The sequence below is a fragment of the Nocardioides marinus genome (genome assembly GCF_013408145.1).
GTDB classification, from domain to species: domain Bacteria; phylum Actinomycetota; class Actinomycetes; order Propionibacteriales; family Nocardioidaceae; genus Nocardioides; species Nocardioides marinus.
This window is the reverse complement of record NZ_JACBZI010000001.1, coordinates 321,321-336,389: the sequence shown is the minus strand read 5'-3', so window position 1 is coordinate 336,389 and position 15,069 is coordinate 321,321. Positions and strand designations below refer to the sequence as shown.

Here is a 15,069-nt window from a genome sequence, read left to right as displayed (position 1 = left end):
ATGACGGTGCAGGCAGGAGCCTGGCAGGGCGGCGCGAGGGGGAGCGGCAAGAGTGTCGGCGCAGCGGTGCTGGGCGCGATCCTCACGCTGCTGATCTTCGTCGCGGTCTTCGTGAGCTTCCTCATCGCTCCGCTGGCGTTGCTGCTGGTGGCCTTCTTGGCCTGGACGGTCATGAAGCCCCGCCAGGGCTCCGACTCGGCCCCGACCGCCGGCGACGGCGCGGCCCCCGGTGACGACGCGTCCTACGGCTTCGGGGCGGGAGCCCGATGAGCTCCACCTCCACGACCGGCACGACCGGCACGACCGGCACCGCCGCACGCCTCGGCGACGGCATCGACGCCGAGCTGCGTCACCTGCTGCCCGAGGGGCTGTGCCGCACCTTCCGCGTGATGCCCTACGCCGTCGTCGACGGCACCGTGCTCGTGGCCTCCGCCGACGCCGACGACGAGATCGCGCTCGAGGTGGTCCGTGAGCGGGTCCAGCAGCCGGTGCTGCTCGTGCGCCACACCGCCGTCGAGATCATCGCCGCGATCGACGAGACCTACCCGCCGGTCGAGGACCAGGTGGAGACCCCGGAGGCCCGACGGGCCCGCACCCAGATGGCCCAGATGCTCACCCGCAGCGGCCTGGTGACCAAGGAGCAGCTGCAGCGCGCGACGCTGGAGTACTCCCGCACCGGCGACCCGCTCGGCGACATCCTGGTCTCCCACGGTGCGATCACCGAGGACGTGCTCGTGGCGGCGCTCTCCGAGATCCACCAGATGCAGCGAGTCGGCCTGCGGGACTTCGCACCCGACCCGGCGGTCACGCGTCGCCTGCCCGAGCCCCTCGCGCAGTCGCTGCAGGCGATGCCGGTCGCCGAGAGCGACGACACGGTGCTCCTGGCCGTGGCCCGCCCGCTGGCGGCCGAGGACCTCGACAGCGTCGAGGAGGCGCTGGACCAGCCGGTCCGCCAGCTGCTCGCGAACCGCACCGACCTGGACCAGCTCATCCAGCAGGTCCACGCCGAGCACTACGCGCAGGTGTCGACCGAGCTGCTGATGGAGTCCGCGCCCGAGTCCTCGGCCCACGTCGTCATCGCGCCCACCCAGAAGGCCGTCCTGGTCATGGCCCTGGTCCTGATCGCGATCTGCGGGATCCTCTGGCCGATGGGCACGCTCATCGGCCTGGTCGGCGCCGCGAGCTTCGCCTATCTCTTCGTCTCGGTCTACAAGTTCCGCCTGACCCTGCGGGCGCTGGGCACCCACCTCGAGACCGACGTGACCGACGACGAGATCGCGATGCTCGACGAGCGTCACCTGCCCGTCTACACGATCCTGGTCCCGCTCTACAAGGAGGCCGGCATCGTCTCCCGCCTCGTGCGGGACATCAACGCCCTCGACTACCCCCGCACCCGGCTGGACGTGAAGCTGCTCTGCGAGGAGGACGACGAGGAGACCATCGCGAAGATCCGCTCGATGGACCTGCCGCCGCACTTCCACCTCGTGGTGGTGCCGGACAGCCAGCCGAAGACCAAGCCCAAGGCCTGCAACTACGGCCTGCAGCTCTCGCACGGCGACTACTGCGTGATCTTCGACGCCGAGGACCGTCCCGACCCCGACCAGCTCAAGAAGGCCGTCATCGCGTTCGCGCGGGTGCCGGGCAACGTCGTGTGCATCCAGGCGAAGCTCAACCACTTCAACCAGGACCAGAACATGCTCACGGCCTGGTTCGCCAACGAGTACTCCATGCACTTCGAGCTGGTCCTGCCGGCCATGGGCGCGTCGGAGTCCCCGATCCCGCTGGGCGGCACCTCCAACCACTTCGTCACCTCGGTCCTGCGCGACCTGGGCGCCTGGGACCCCTTCAACGTCACCGAGGACGCCGACCTGGGCATCCGCCTGCACCGCGAGGGCTACCGCACCGCGATGATCGACTCCACCACGCTGGAGGAGGCCAACTCCCAGGTCGGCAACTGGATCCGCCAGCGCTCGCGCTGGAACAAGGGCTACTTCCAGACCTGGTTGGTGCACATGCGCCACCCGTTCCAGCTCCTGCGGGCCACGGGTCTGCGCGGGTTCTTGTCCTTCAACCTGACGATGGGCAGCGCGTTCGTGCTGCTGATGAACCCGATCTTCTGGGGCCTGACCACGCTGTACGTCTTCACCCAGGCCGGCTTCATCCAGCAGCTGTTCCCCGGCATGGTGTTCTACGCCGCCAGCGCGATGCTCTTCATCGGCAACTTCGTCTTCGTCTACCTCAACGTGGCCGGGAGCCTGCAGCGCGGGGAGTTCAGCATCACCCGGACCGCACTGCTCTCCCCCCTGTACTGGGGCCTGATGAGCTGGGCGGCCTGGAAGGGCTTCATCCAGCTGTTCACCAACCCCTTCTACTGGGAGAAGACCGAGCACGGTCTGGATGAGGAATCGGCATGAGTGCCACCGACACCACGCCCACGCCCGCCGGCGAGCCCCACATCGTGGTGCAGCCCGAGCGGCCGACCCGCCGGGTCGTCACCAACGCCGAGCGGCTCTCGGGGGTGATCCAGTCCGTGGGGCGCCGCCCCACCGACATCCCGCGCCAGCGGTGGGAGAGCCTCGGGGTGTTCGCGTTCTTCCTGGTCGCCTGGACCCTCTTCGGCCACTGGCTGGTCGTCGACAAGCACGTCGTCGGCTTCGAGACCCTGGACCGGCTCAACCGTGCGCTGATGGTCTGGCACAACGACCCGCCCAAGCTCTCGGCGCTCGGCTTCGACTACCCGCCGCTGGCGACGCTGCTCGTGACGCCGCTGACCATCTTCAGCGACGTGGCCCGCAGCCTCGCGATCATCCCGATCACCTCGGCGGTCTTCGCCGCCGGCACCATGGTCGTGCTCAACACGATGATGCGTCGCGCCGCGGTGCTGGCCCCGCTGCGCTACACCGTCCTGGTGACGCTCGGGGCCAACCCGCTGGTCGCCCTGTACGCCGCCGGCGGAGCTCGCCACTTCCTGTGGCTCTCGCTCGTGGTGGTCGCGCTCGGGGCGCTGTTCGCGTGGTACGTCACCGCCGACATCCGCTTCGTGATGATCGCCGGCCTGGCCTTCTCCGTCGCCACGCTCGCCGGCTACTCCAGCCTGCTGTGGTTCGTGCTGAGCGCTGTGATGATCGGGGCGGTGCTCGCCCGGATGGGCGCCGACGGCACCGAGATCGAGGGGACGACCGTCGGGTTCGCCTCCCCCACCATCTACGTCATCGCCCTGTGGACGGCCTTCAACCTGCTGCTCCTGGGCAACCCCTTCGCCTGGATCACCGAGAGCAGCGACGCGATCGGCAACGTCAACGCCGAGCAGTTCTCCATCGTCGGCCTGCTGCGCTGGACCGGGGAGCTGGTGCTCTACGGCGCCCCGATCGCGATCGTGGTCCTGCCGGCGCTGTTCTTCGCGGGCATGGCCCGTCGCAACAGCTTCGCCCTGTGGCTCGGGGTCATCCTCGCCTTCACGGTCCTGGCCCCGGCCGGCGCCGTCGTCCTGAACGTCACCGACAGCCCGATGGTGATGCGCAACGCGCTGCCGATCCTGGTCGTCTCCGTCATCGGCGCCATCTGGCTGGCCCGCTCGGCCGGCTCCAGCGCCACCCTGGTGAGCGCGCTCCTGGTCGTCGGGCTGCTGCTCAGCATCCCGTGGACCTTCCAGGGCATGAAGGACTACAAGTACCAGAACCTGGAGTCGACCTTCGCCGCGGCGATCTCGACGGGACAGAGCCAGGAGGGCGCTCGGACCCGCTCCGGCCAGGTGGTCGGCGTGGTCGACGAGCAGGCCATGGCCTCCTTCATCCGCGCCAACGTCACCCGCCGGGGCTCGATCCTCACCGACAACGCGCAGACCTACGCGGTGATGCTGTTCACCGGTCGTCCGGACCTCTTCTTCGACCGGGTCGACCAGTCCGACGGACCCTGGCTCGAGGCAGCGGCCGACCCCGCCGACCACGTCGACTACATGCTGCTCTCCACCGACACGGCCTCCGACCTGCTCAGCAGCCTCTACCCCGAGGCCGCGGCCGGCCGGCACCCGTCGCTCACGACGATCTACACCACGGCGCGCTACACCCTGGTCGGCGTGCCCGCCGGATTCACCCCGGGCGGCACCGTCACGCAGGACGCGAGCGAGATCGCGGACCAGTCGGGGGCCGAGGAGCCCGGCTCCGAGGAGCCCGCCACCGGCGACGACGCACCGACCCTGGTGCCCGAGCTGGAGGTGACCTCGTGATCGACCAGCGCACGCCGGGCATCGACCCGCCGCCCTCGCTCGACGAGATCCTCTCGCACCCCGAGCGGATCGGTCGGGTGGACTTCACCCATCGTCTGGTCCCGGAGCCGGCCACCGAGCCCGAGCCCGAGCAGCTGGACCCCGCCGACGAGCAGGCTCCTGGGGCCGCGCCGGACTCCCGACAGTCCGGCGACGAGCAGCCCCACGACGAGCAGCACCACGACGTGCAGCCCGACGACGAGGGCCCTGCCACCGGCGAACCCGTCGACCCCTTCAGCGGTCCCGCGGCCGACGAGCCCTCCGCCGCTGACGCGGCCGACGCGCTCCCCAGGGTGCCGACGATCCTGCCGGTCGTGAGCGACCTGGCCGACGAGGTCCCGGTGCTGGCCGAGCCCGACCCGCCCGCGGAGGCCACCCCGCTCGCCGGGCCCGACGCGCTCCCCTCGCCCCCGACCCTGGCGTCGGTGCCCGAGCACGCCGCGGCCCCCGACGGCGACGTCGACAGGGACGACAGCGGCGGCGAGGACCTGGCCCCGACGGGCCGCTGGGAGGACCTGCCCGACCACGTCCACCACCACGACGACCCGGAGGAGGCAGACGTGCTGGAGCTCTCCGAGCCGGTGACCGCCCTGCTCTCCCTCGTGCCCGCGGAGGACGCCGCGGTGGTGGCCGAGGACGTCAACGACGTCGTGGCCGGCGTGATCGGTCGCATCCGCGAGGTGCGCTCGGCGACGATCGCCCACCTCGAGGCGATCGAGGTGGAGTCGGCGCTGCGTTGCGAGATGCTCACCGCGCAGGCCGAGCTCGACGCCGAGCTGATCCGGCTGCACGCCCGTCGTGAGGCGCACGCGATCATCGCGGCGTCCCGGCACCGCGCCGGCCTGCCCGCCCGCAGCTCCACGGACGAGCAGCGCCTCGCCGAGCTGCACGCGGCCGCGACCCGACTGTCCGAAGAGCTCGAGGCCCTGGGCGTGCGCCCGGGGTCGCCCGACCACCCGTTCTCCCGATGACTCGGCGGCCGATCACCATGCGATCCACCAGCACCCAGCACCCGCGCTCCGGCGGCACCCTGCGACGCGGCGTCGCCGCACTCGCGGTCGCCGCCCTCTCGGTGTCCCTCGCCGCCTGCGGCTCGGACTCCGACGAGGCCTCGGGACGCACCCCCGAGGCCGAGGTCACCATGACCGCCGGCTCCGCCGAGAGCACCGCCGACGGGCTGCCCTCCGCCGAGGCGCGGCTGTTCGCCGCCACCTCGCCGTGGAACACACGGGTCGACGGCGAAGCGGTCGACGAGGCGTCCTCGCGGATGATCAACCGCGCCCAGTTCCGTGTCGGCGTCGTGGAGGACGCCACCACCGTGCGCACGGTCCCGCGACGGATCACCGACCCGCTCTACATCAACACCGAGTCCTGGACCGTGCCGGTCGTCGCCGGTGGTGAGCCGACCGCCGTCGTGTGCCGCCAGTCGCAGTGCGGGGACGGCGACGACACCGTCACCCTGACCATCCCTGCCGATGTCGACCCCGACCCCCGCTACGACGGCTGGTTCACCATCGTCGACGTCGGGGCCAACGTGGCCTACGACCTGTGGCGCGCCCGTCGCGAGGACGACGACTCGATCTCCTACCACTACATGAAGAAGTGGGCCCTGGACGGTCCCGGCTACCAGGAGCCCGGCAGCGTGGGTGCCCGCGGCTCGGGGCTCCCGCTGTTCGCCGGGCTGATCCGCCCCGGTGAGCTCGAGGCCGGCCTGATCGAGCACGCCCTGGCCATCAGCGTCCCCGGCCCGGCACAGAACAGCTACGTCCAGCCGGCCTCCTCCACCGACGGCAACGGCGAGACCTCCTCGCTGCCGGAGGGTGCACGGATCCGGTTGAAGGCCGACGTGGTCCCCGACCGTCCGCGCGACCCGCGCACCGGCAAGCCGATCCGGCTCACGGCCCAGCAGCAGCGGCTGGCCGACGCGATCGTGCTGACGCTGCGGACCTACGGCGCGATCGTCGTCGACCGGGCCGAGGTCCCGACGCTCTACGCCCAGCGTGACGTGACCACCGACCTGATCCAGGGCAACGAGCTGCAGGGCCTCACGCTGGACGACTTCGAGGTCGTCGAGCTGGGTCAGCGCTACCCCTACCCACCCGTCGAGGGGACGAACCGATGACCACCCAGCGCACGTACCGGGCGCGGACCGCGATCACCGCCGGTCTCGCGGCCCTGACCCTGTTCGGCCTGAGCGCCTGCTCCGAGGAGCCGACCCAGGACGCGACCGACATCGTGGCCGACGCCCAGGCCCAGGACTACCGCGCCGACCAGGCCGAGAGCCAGCGGGTCCGCGAGGCGTACCGACAGCTGCCCCAACCGGCCAGCGGCACCGTCCAGATCAGCGGCAACCGGGGCTCGCTCACCCCGGACGAGGTCTTCGCCTTCAACCAGAGCGGCTCCGACACCGACGTGTCGATGACCTACGACGGGGAGGACGCCGCCTTCGCCGCGCTGTGCTCCGGCGAGGTCGACATCGTCGACTCCTCGCGTGAGGTCACCCGCGCCGAGTTCGAGGCGTGCCGACGGGTGGGTCTGGACCTCATCCAGTTCCAGGTCGCCTCCGACGCGATCGTCGTCGCCGCCAAGAACGAGTCCGACGTGGGCGGTGACTGCCTGAGCACCGACCAGGTCCGCGAGATCTACCGCGCCGGCTCCCCCGTGACGTCGTGGTCGCAGCTCGGCAACGGCTTCGACGAGGTGCCCCTGAAGGTCGGCGGGCCCAACCGGGAGAACAACGCCTTCTCGTTCTTCGGGCAGTACGTCCTGGGCGCTCCGCAACCGTCGATGACCAACCTGCGCTCGGACTACCGCGCGTTCGACACCGACCAGGGCTCTCGTCTCTTCGTCGTCGGTCGGGACCGGGACGAGCTCCTCGCGCTCCAGCTGCGCGAGCGGGCCCGCAAGCGCGACCTGGTCAAGCAGCAGCTGGCCGACTGGTACCCCGTGGTGAACGACGCCAAGGAAGAGGTCCAGGTGGCCCGCGAGGAAGTCGCCAAGGGGCAGCGCGACCAGCGCCCCCTGGCGACCCAGCAGGCCGACCAGGCCCGCCTGCAGCGCGCGATCGAGGCGCTCGAGGAGGCCCAGCGACGCATGCGGGTCCTGGAGGCCCGCAAGCGTGAGCTCACGGCCGTGTGGGAGAAGTCGCTCAACGCCCGCAAGCGCATCCAGTCCTCGCGCGGCAACGTGGCCTACTTCCGGTTCAGCTACTACGAGCTGTTCGAGGAGCAGCTGCGTCCCTTCGAGGTCACCACACCCGAGGGCGAGCGCAACTGCATCTTCCCCAGCCAGCAGACCATCACCAGCGGTGAGTACCCGTTGGCCCGCCGGATGCTGCTGACCACCACCCAGCGCTCCCTCGAGCGCTCCGAGGTCTCGGAGTTCCTCCTGCACTACCTGAACCACGCCGAGGACGACGCGACGCGCGCTCGTCTGGTCTCGGTGCCCGAGGCCGACATCGCCGTCCAGAAGGCCTGGGTGCGCGGTGACAGCGACCCGGTGCTCGTCGAGCTCGACCCCGAGCCGATCGTGACCACCGACGAGCAGCAGTCGACCAGCCTCCAGCCGGCCCGATGACCGTGCGCTCCGTCCCCGTCCCCAGCACCGCGCGACCCCGTGCCCTGGCCGCGACGGCCCTCACGCTCGCGGTCGTGGCCGCGTTGCTGGGATCCGTCGCGACGTCCTCCCCGGCGCAGGCCCGGCGGGCACCGGACGACGTGATCACCAAGACCATCTCGTTGTCCTGGTCGGGCAAGACCGACAAGAGCAGCTACACCTCCTCGGGCCGCATCCCCGGCATCGGCCAGCTCAAGCTGGTCTGCAAGCCGAAGAACACGATGCTCAAGATCAAGCCCGACGACCGGAACCGCGAGACCACCATGTGGCTGGCGAAGTACGAGAAGAAGAACTACAGCGACGTCGTCGCGGTGAAGAACGTCCGCGTCTACCGCTACGACACCGCCGACGACGACGGCACGGGCGGCACCGGCAAGGCCGCTCACGAGGGCCTGAACCAGCAGACCCCCATCGAGACCTTCGCCAGCGGGTACGCCGAGGGCGTCATCAGCACCCGCACGGGCCGGCACCTGCCGGGCGGCGCGCAGGGCGCGGTCCCGGCCACGTCGATCAAGTTCAGCTGGTGGTGGGAGAACTTCCGCGAGCCGCGGCGCTACCGTTCCTGCTCGATGCAGGCCGAGCTCGCCACCGACCCCACCCAGTCGGCCCTGCTCACCTGGCACGGTGACCAGGACTCCGAAGGACGTACGGTGGTCACCACCGACCTCTCCCCCGTCGGCACGTTGGAGCTCACCTGCCAGACCGGCCGCCGCAGCATCCAGTGGCTGCGGTTGATCACCGACGACCCGAACGCCACCATGCGCGCCCGGACCATCACCGCCGAGGGGCTGCTCGACGACCACGTCGAGGAGGACTTCATGGAGGCCGGCGGAGGCTACGTCGGCCCCCTCGACATGCCGGAGAACGGCATGATGGAGCTCAACCTGACTGCCCACGGCCGGACGGTCAACATGTACGTGTCGTCGTACTACATCACCAACGACGACAAGGACCCGCACCTGAACCTGTGCGAGGTCGCGGCAGCGCCCTTCTAGGCCCAGAGGTCACTCGCGCACGGCCGAGGGGTCACTCGCGGACGGTCCCCAGGTGGGGGCCACCGCGCTGCGGGGGACGAGGTCGAGCTCCTCGGCCTGCGCGCGGGTCGGCGCCGTGCCGCCGAGGTGGGCGGGGTGCCACCGGGCCCGCTCACCGGGCCGCGGGGTGTGGTGCGGCTCGGTCTGCAGCCCCTCGAGCAACCGGGTCATCCGGTGCCCGAGGTCGCGGGTCACCTCGACGAGGTCGGCCCCGGCGGCCACCGCGAAGGGCTCGCCGAAGGCGACGTCGACGTGCACCCCTCGGTGCAGGGCCACACCGGCCCGCTCGTCGAGGTGGCGCCGCAACGGCCACAGCCGCTGGTGGCCCCAGACCGCCACCGGCACCACGGGTACGCCGGTCTCCCGCGCCAGGGCGGCGACACCGGGCATCAGGGCACGGATGGTGTAGCTGTGCGAGACCCCGGCCTCGGGGAAGACGCACACCGGCTCGCCCTCACCCAGCAGCCGCCGCGCCGCGAGGTAGGCGGCGGCCGGTGCCTCCCGGTCGACCGGTACGTGCCGCATGCCCCTCATGGCGGCACCCACCACCGGCACCTCCCACATGTCGTGCCGGCACAGGAAGCGGATCCGGCGTCCGCGCGCGAGCCCGGCCTCCCCCACGAACGCGAAGTCGGGGAAGGAGGCGTGGTTGCTGGCCAGCAGCACCGGCCCCGTCGGGGGCAGGTGCTCGGTGTCGTGCCAGTGCCGTCGGACGTCCAGTCCCCGCAGCACGGCGCGCCCGAGCAGGGTGGTGGCGGCGTACCAGCCCTCCCCGCTCACCCAGCGACCACCGCTCAGCCGAACGGCGGCCGGGCGTCGAGGGCGAGCGAGCGCCGCCCCGCCCAACGCCAGACGCGGGCCGCACGGTCGCGGTCCTCGTCGGTGACCAGGTTGCCCATCCAGCGCAGCGCGAGGGTCATCAACAGCTCCGACCGCATCCCGGTCGGGCCGAAGCGCGGCAGCACCCACGGCACGGTCACCAGCCCGGCCAGGCGACGCGCGATCGAGAAGGCCTCGCCGTAGTGCTCACGCAGCAGCGACGGCCATGCCGTGCTGAGACCGATCGCGTCCGGGCCGAGCTCGACGAGGAGGTCGGCCACCATCCGCCCGGTCTCCAGGCCGTAGTCGATGCCCTCGCCGTTGAGCGGGTTCACGCATCCCGCGGCGTCGCCGATGAGCGCCCAGTTGGCGCCGGCGACGTGGGTGACCGCACCGCCCATGGGGAGCAGGGCCGAGGTCGGCATCCGCAGGTCGCCGGAGAGCCCGAACTCCTCGCGCCGCTGGTCGGCGTAGAACTGCATCAACGGCTTGATGGCGATGTCGGCGGGCCGCTTGGCGGTCGCCAGCGTGCCCACGCCGAGGTTCACCTCGCCCGTGCCCAGCGGGAAGATCCAGCCGTACCCCGAGAGCACCGCTCCCTTCTCGTCGCGCAGCTCCAGGTGCGAGCTGATCCAGGGGTCGTCGGTCATGGACGAGGTGACGTAGGAACGGCCGGCGACACCGTAGACCGTGTCGCGGTGCCACTCCCTGCCCAGGACCTTGCCCAGCGGCGAGCGGACGCCGTCGGCCACGACCAGTCGCCGGCAGGCGATCTCGAAGCGCTCGACGGCCCGGCCGCCGTCGCGGCGCGCGCCGCGACGCTCGAAGACGACGGCGGCGACACGCGCGCCGTCCCAGCGCACGTCGACCGCTCGGGCGTCCTCGACGCCGATCGCACCCGACTTCAGGGCGGTCGTGCGCAGGTGGTCGTCGAGCTCGGTGCGGGCCACGGCACTGCCCCAGGCCGGCAGCGTGCCGCCGGGCCACGGCAGGTGCAGGGTCTGCCCGAAGCCGTGGGCGCGCAGCCCCTGGTTGACGGTGTGGGCACGCAGCCAGTCCTCCAGACCGAGCCGGGACAGCTCGTGGACCGCGCGAGGCGTGAGCCCGTCACCGCAGGTCTTGTCGCGGGGGTAGGTCGCCGCGTCGGCCAGCACCACGTCGAGGCCGGCCCGCGCACACCAGGCGGCGGCCGCGGAGCCCGCCGGCCCCGCCCCGACCACGAGGACGTCGGTCTCGGTCGGCAGGGTCGCGCTGGTCACGGGGTCATCCTCTCAGGCGGGTGGGAACCGTCGTGCGGTGGTCGGCCGGTGACGACCGACTCCACGATCCGACCTGGTTTCGACGCAGCAACGCCCGCCCACGCAAGCGTGGGCGGGCGTTGCCTTGCTCAACCTGGTTCGTGCCTTACCAGCGCTTCGCTTCGCTCAGCTCTGGTACGAACCGAAGTCGAAGTCGTCGAGGGCGACGGCCTGGCCGCCGCTCCCGCCGAACTCGTAGTCGTAGGAGTCGTAACCGGTGACGGAGTACGCCGCGGCGCGGGCCTCCTCGGTGGGCTCCACCCGGATGTTGCGGTACCGCTCGAGACCGGTACCCGCCGGGATCAGCTTGCCGATGATCACGTTCTCCTTCAGGCCGCGCAGCGAGTCGCTGCGGCCGTTGATGGCCGCGTCGGTGAGCACCCGGGTGGTCTCCTGGAAGGAGGCCGCCGAGAGCCACGACTCGGTCGCCAGCGAGGCCTTGGTGATACCCATCAGCTCGGGACGGCCGGCCGCGGGCTTGCCGCCCTCGGAGACCACCCGACGGTTCTCCTCCTCGAAGCGCACGCGGTCGACGAGGTCGGAGGGCAGCAGGTTGGTCTCGCCCGACTCCAGCACCGTGATCCGGCGCAGCATCTGCCGCACGATGATCTCGATGTGCTTGTTGTGGATCGACACGCCCTGCGAGCGGTAGACCGCCTGGATCTCCTTGACCAGGTGCTCCTGGGCCCGGCGGACACCGAGGATGCGGAGCACCTCCTTCGGGTCGGGGGTACCACTCGTGAGCTGGTCGCCCACGTTGATGTGGTCCCCGTCGGCGACCGAGAGGCGGGTACGCCGGCTGACGGCGTACTCGATGACCTCGGAGCCGTCGTCCGGGGTGACCAGGACCTTGCGGGCCTTGTCGGTCTCCTCGATCTCGACGCGACCGGCGACCTCCGAGATGGGCGAGAGGCCCTTGGGGGTGCGGGCCTCGAAGACCTCGACCACGCGGGGCAGACCCTGGGTGATGTCGTCGGCGGAGGCCACACCACCGGTGTGGAAGGTACGCATGGTCAGCTGCGTGCCGGGCTCACCGATGGACTGGGCCGCGATGATGCCGACGGCCTCACCGATGTCGACCAGCTTGCCGGTGGCCAGCGAGCGGCCGTAGCACTTGGCACACGTACCGGTGCGGGCCTCGCAGGTCAGGACCGAGCGGATCTTGACCGAGTCGACGCCGGCGGCGATGAGCTCACCGATCTTGACGTCGCCGAGGTCCTCGCCGGCAGCAGCGAGCACCTCGCCGGTCTCCGGGTGGACGACCTCGGTGGCGGCCGTGGTGGCGTAGACCGACGTCTCGACGTCGTCCGTGGCGACCAGGGTGCCGTCCTCGAGGCGGGTGGCGATGGTGCGCGGCAGGCCGCGCTCGGTGCCACAGTCCTCCTCGCGGATGATGACGTCCTGGGAGACGTCCACCAGACGACGGGTCAGGTAGCCCGAGTCAGCGGTCCGCAGGGCGGTGTCGGCCAGACCCTTGCGCGCACCGTGGGTGGAGATGAAGTACTCCAGGACCGAGAGGCCCTCACGGAAGTTCGCCTTGATCGGGCGCGGGATGATCTCACCCTTCGGGTTGGCCACCAGACCACGCATCGCGCCGACCTGACGGATCTGGTTCATGTTTCCGGAGGCGCCCGAGTGCACCATCATGTAGATGGGGTTGGTCGGGTCGAAGGCCTTCTCCATCGCGTCACCGACGCGGCGGCTGGCCTCGGTCCAGATCTCCACGAGCTCCTGACGGCGCTCGTCGTCGGTCATCAGGCCGCGCTCGAAGTCCTTCTGGACCTTCGCGGCCTGCTTCTCGTAGGACTCCAGGATCTGCAGCTTGTCGGCCGGCGTGGTGACGTCGTCGATGGAGACGGTGACACCGGAGAAGGTCGCCCAGCGGAAGCCGGCGTCCTTCAGCGCGTCCAGGGACGCAGCGACGACGACCTTCGTGTAGCGCTCGGCCAGGTCGTTGACGATCTGGCCCAGACGCTTCTTGCCGACCTCGCCGTTCTCGAACGGGTAGTCCGCCGGAAGGGTGTCGTTGAACAGCACCCGGCCCAGGGTGGTGTCGAGGATGATCGCCTGCGACTCCTCCCAGTCCTCGCCGAGCTCGAGGTCCAGCGGCGGGACGATGTCGTCGAGACGGACCTTGATGCGGCTCTGGAGGGTGATCTCCTGGCGGTCGAAGGCCATGATCGCCTCGGCCGGGGAGGAGAACACGCGACCCTCGCCGGGCTCGCCGGCGCGGTCGGTGGTCAGCCAGAACAGGCCGATGATCATGTCCTGCGACGGCATGGTCACGGGACGGCCGTCGGAGGGCTTGAGGATGTTGTTCGTCGACAGCATCAGCACGCGGGCCTCGGCCTGGGCCTCGGCGGACAGCGGCAGGTGCACGGCCATCTGGTCACCGTCGAAGTCGGCGTTGAACGCGCCGCACACGAGCGGGTGGATCTGGATGGCCTTGCCCTCGATCAGCTGGGGCTCGAAGGCCTGGATGCCGAGGCGGTGCAGCGTGGGCGCACGGTTGAGCAGCACGGGGTGCTCGGTGATGACCTCCTCCAGGACGTCCCACACGACCGGGCGGGCGCGCTCGACCATCCGCTTGGCGGACTTGATGTTCTGCGCGTGGGAGAGGTCCACGAGGCGCTTCATCACGAACGGCTTGAACAGCTCCAGGGCCATCTGCTTGGGCAGACCGCACTGGTGCAGCTTCAACTGCGGACCGGACACGATGACCGAGCGGCCCGAGTAGTCCACGCGCTTGCCGAGCAGGTTCTGGCGGAAGCGACCCTGCTTGCCCTTGAGCATGTCGGAGAGCGACTTCAGCGGCCGGTTGCCCGGACCGGTGACCGGGCGACCGCGGCGGCCGTTGTCGAACAGCGAGTCCACGGCCTCCTGCAGCATCCGCTTCTCGTTGTTGACGATGATCTCGGGCGCCCCGAGGTCCAGCAGCCGCTTGAGGCGGTTGTTGCGGTTGATGACGCGGCGGTACAGGTCGTTGAGGTCGGAGGTCGCGAAGCGGCCACCGTCGAGCTGCACCATCGGACGCAGGTCCGGCGGGATGACCGGGACGGCGTCGAGCACCATGCCCTGCGGCTTGTTGCCGGTCTTGCGGAACGCGTCGACGACCTTGAGCCGCTTGAGGGCACGGACCTTCTTCTGGCCCTTGCCCGTGGCGATGGTCTCGCGCAGGTTCTCGACCTCGGCGGCGATGTCGAAGCTCTCGAGACGCTTCTGGATCGCCGTGGCGCCCATGTGGCCCTCGAAGTACTTGCCGAACCAGTTCTTCATCTCCCGGTACAGCATCTCGTCGCCCATGAGGTCCTGGACCTTGAGGTTCTTGAAGGTGTCCCAGACCTCGTCGAGGCGGTCGATCTCGCGCTGCGCGCGGTCGCGCAGCTGCTTCATCTCACGCTCCGCGCCGTCCTTGACCTTGCGACGCTGGTCGGCCTTGGCACCCTCGGCCTCCAGGGCCGCGAGGTCCTCCTCCAGCTTCTGCTGACGGTCGGCCAGGGACTGGTCGCGGCGCTTCTCCAGGCGCTCGCGCTCCAGGCCCACCTTGCCCTCGAGGGACGAGAGGTCGTTGTGGCGGGCGTCCTCGTCGACGTGGGTGATCATGTAGGCCGCGAAGTAGATGACCTTCTCCAGGTCCTTCGGGGCCAGGTCCAGCAGGTAGCCCAGGCGGCTGGGCACGCCCTTGAAGTACCAGATGTGGGTCACGGGAGCAGCGAGCTCGATGTGGCCCATCCGCTCGCGGCGGACCTTGGAACGGGTCACCTCGACGCCGCAGCGCTCGCAGATGATGCCCTTGAAGCGCACGCGCTTGTACTTGCCGCAGTAGCACTCCCAGTCCCGGGTGGGACCGAAGATCTTCTCGCAGAAGAGGCCGTCACGCTCGGGCTTGAGCGTGCGGTAGTTGATGGTCTCCGGCTTCTTGACCTCGCCGTGGCTCCACTGACGGATGTCGTCGGCGGTGGCCAGACCGATCTGAAGCTGGTCGAAGAAGTTCACGTCGAGCACGGTGGCTGCAACCCTTCGGTAGATCTAGAAAAGT

General features: G+C 70.4%; 10 protein-coding genes. 7 read left to right on the top strand and 3 right to left on the bottom strand.

Translation table 11 applies throughout. The annotated features are described in order from the left end of the window. Genes BKA05_RS01680 through BKA05_RS01650 form a run of 7 tightly spaced genes read left to right on the top strand, consistent with a single transcriptional unit; the run spans position 1 to position 8,874 of the window. A complete protein-coding gene (locus BKA05_RS01680; protein ID WP_179529873.1) occupies positions 1-270 on the top strand; it encodes a hypothetical protein in 270 nt (89 codons plus the stop codon). Then, positions 267-2,414: a glycosyltransferase gene (locus tag BKA05_RS01675; RefSeq protein WP_179529872.1), complete on the top strand. Its 2,148-nt coding sequence runs from the start codon at positions 267-269 to the stop codon at positions 2,412-2,414. The genes BKA05_RS01680 and BKA05_RS01675 overlap by 4 nt, the downstream gene beginning before the upstream one ends. Further along, the gene (locus tag BKA05_RS01670; protein WP_179529871.1) at positions 2,411-4,225 is read left to right on the top strand and encodes a hypothetical protein; all 1,815 of its coding nucleotides are present in this window, start codon (positions 2,411-2,413) and stop codon (positions 4,223-4,225) included. The genes BKA05_RS01675 and BKA05_RS01670 overlap by 4 nt, the downstream gene beginning before the upstream one ends. Beyond that, positions 4,222-5,235: a hypothetical protein gene (locus BKA05_RS01665; protein ID WP_179529870.1), complete on the top strand. Its 1,014-nt coding sequence runs from the start codon at positions 4,222-4,224 to the stop codon at positions 5,233-5,235. Before BKA05_RS01670 ends, BKA05_RS01665 begins: the two co-directional genes overlap by 4 nt. Positions 5,236-5,252: 17 nt before the next feature. Further along, the gene (locus BKA05_RS01660; protein ID WP_179529869.1) at positions 5,253-6,386 is read left to right on the top strand and encodes a hypothetical protein; all 1,134 of its coding nucleotides are present in this window, start codon (positions 5,253-5,255) and stop codon (positions 6,384-6,386) included. Then, on the top strand, positions 6,383-7,840 hold the full coding sequence (locus BKA05_RS01655; protein ID WP_179529868.1) for a PstS family phosphate ABC transporter substrate-binding protein: 1,458 nt from the start codon (positions 6,383-6,385) through the stop codon (positions 7,838-7,840). The genes BKA05_RS01660 and BKA05_RS01655 overlap by 4 nt, the downstream gene beginning before the upstream one ends. Then, on the top strand, positions 7,837-8,874 hold the full coding sequence (locus BKA05_RS01650) for a hypothetical protein (RefSeq protein WP_179529867.1): 1,038 nt from the start codon (positions 7,837-7,839) through the stop codon (positions 8,872-8,874). The genes BKA05_RS01655 and BKA05_RS01650 overlap by 4 nt, the downstream gene beginning before the upstream one ends. 9 nt (positions 8,875-8,883) lie before the next feature. Here the strand turns inward: BKA05_RS01650 and BKA05_RS01645 are convergent, their stop codons facing one another. The 3 genes from BKA05_RS01645 to BKA05_RS01635 form a co-directional block, all read right to left on the bottom strand. Next, complete coding sequence (locus BKA05_RS01645; protein WP_179529866.1) at positions 8,884-9,693, bottom strand: 1-acyl-sn-glycerol-3-phosphate acyltransferase; 810 nt, start codon at positions 9,691-9,693, stop codon at positions 8,884-8,886. A gap of 14 nt (positions 9,694-9,707) precedes the next feature. Beyond that, positions 9,708-10,991: a geranylgeranyl reductase family protein gene (locus BKA05_RS01640; RefSeq protein ID WP_179529865.1), complete on the bottom strand. Its 1,284-nt coding sequence runs from the start codon at positions 10,989-10,991 to the stop codon at positions 9,708-9,710. 165 nt (positions 10,992-11,156) lie between these two features. Next, entirely contained in the window at positions 11,157-15,035 is a 3,879-nt protein-coding gene (locus BKA05_RS01635; RefSeq protein WP_179529864.1) for a DNA-directed RNA polymerase subunit beta', read from the bottom strand. Positions 15,036-15,069 lie beyond the last annotated feature (34 nt).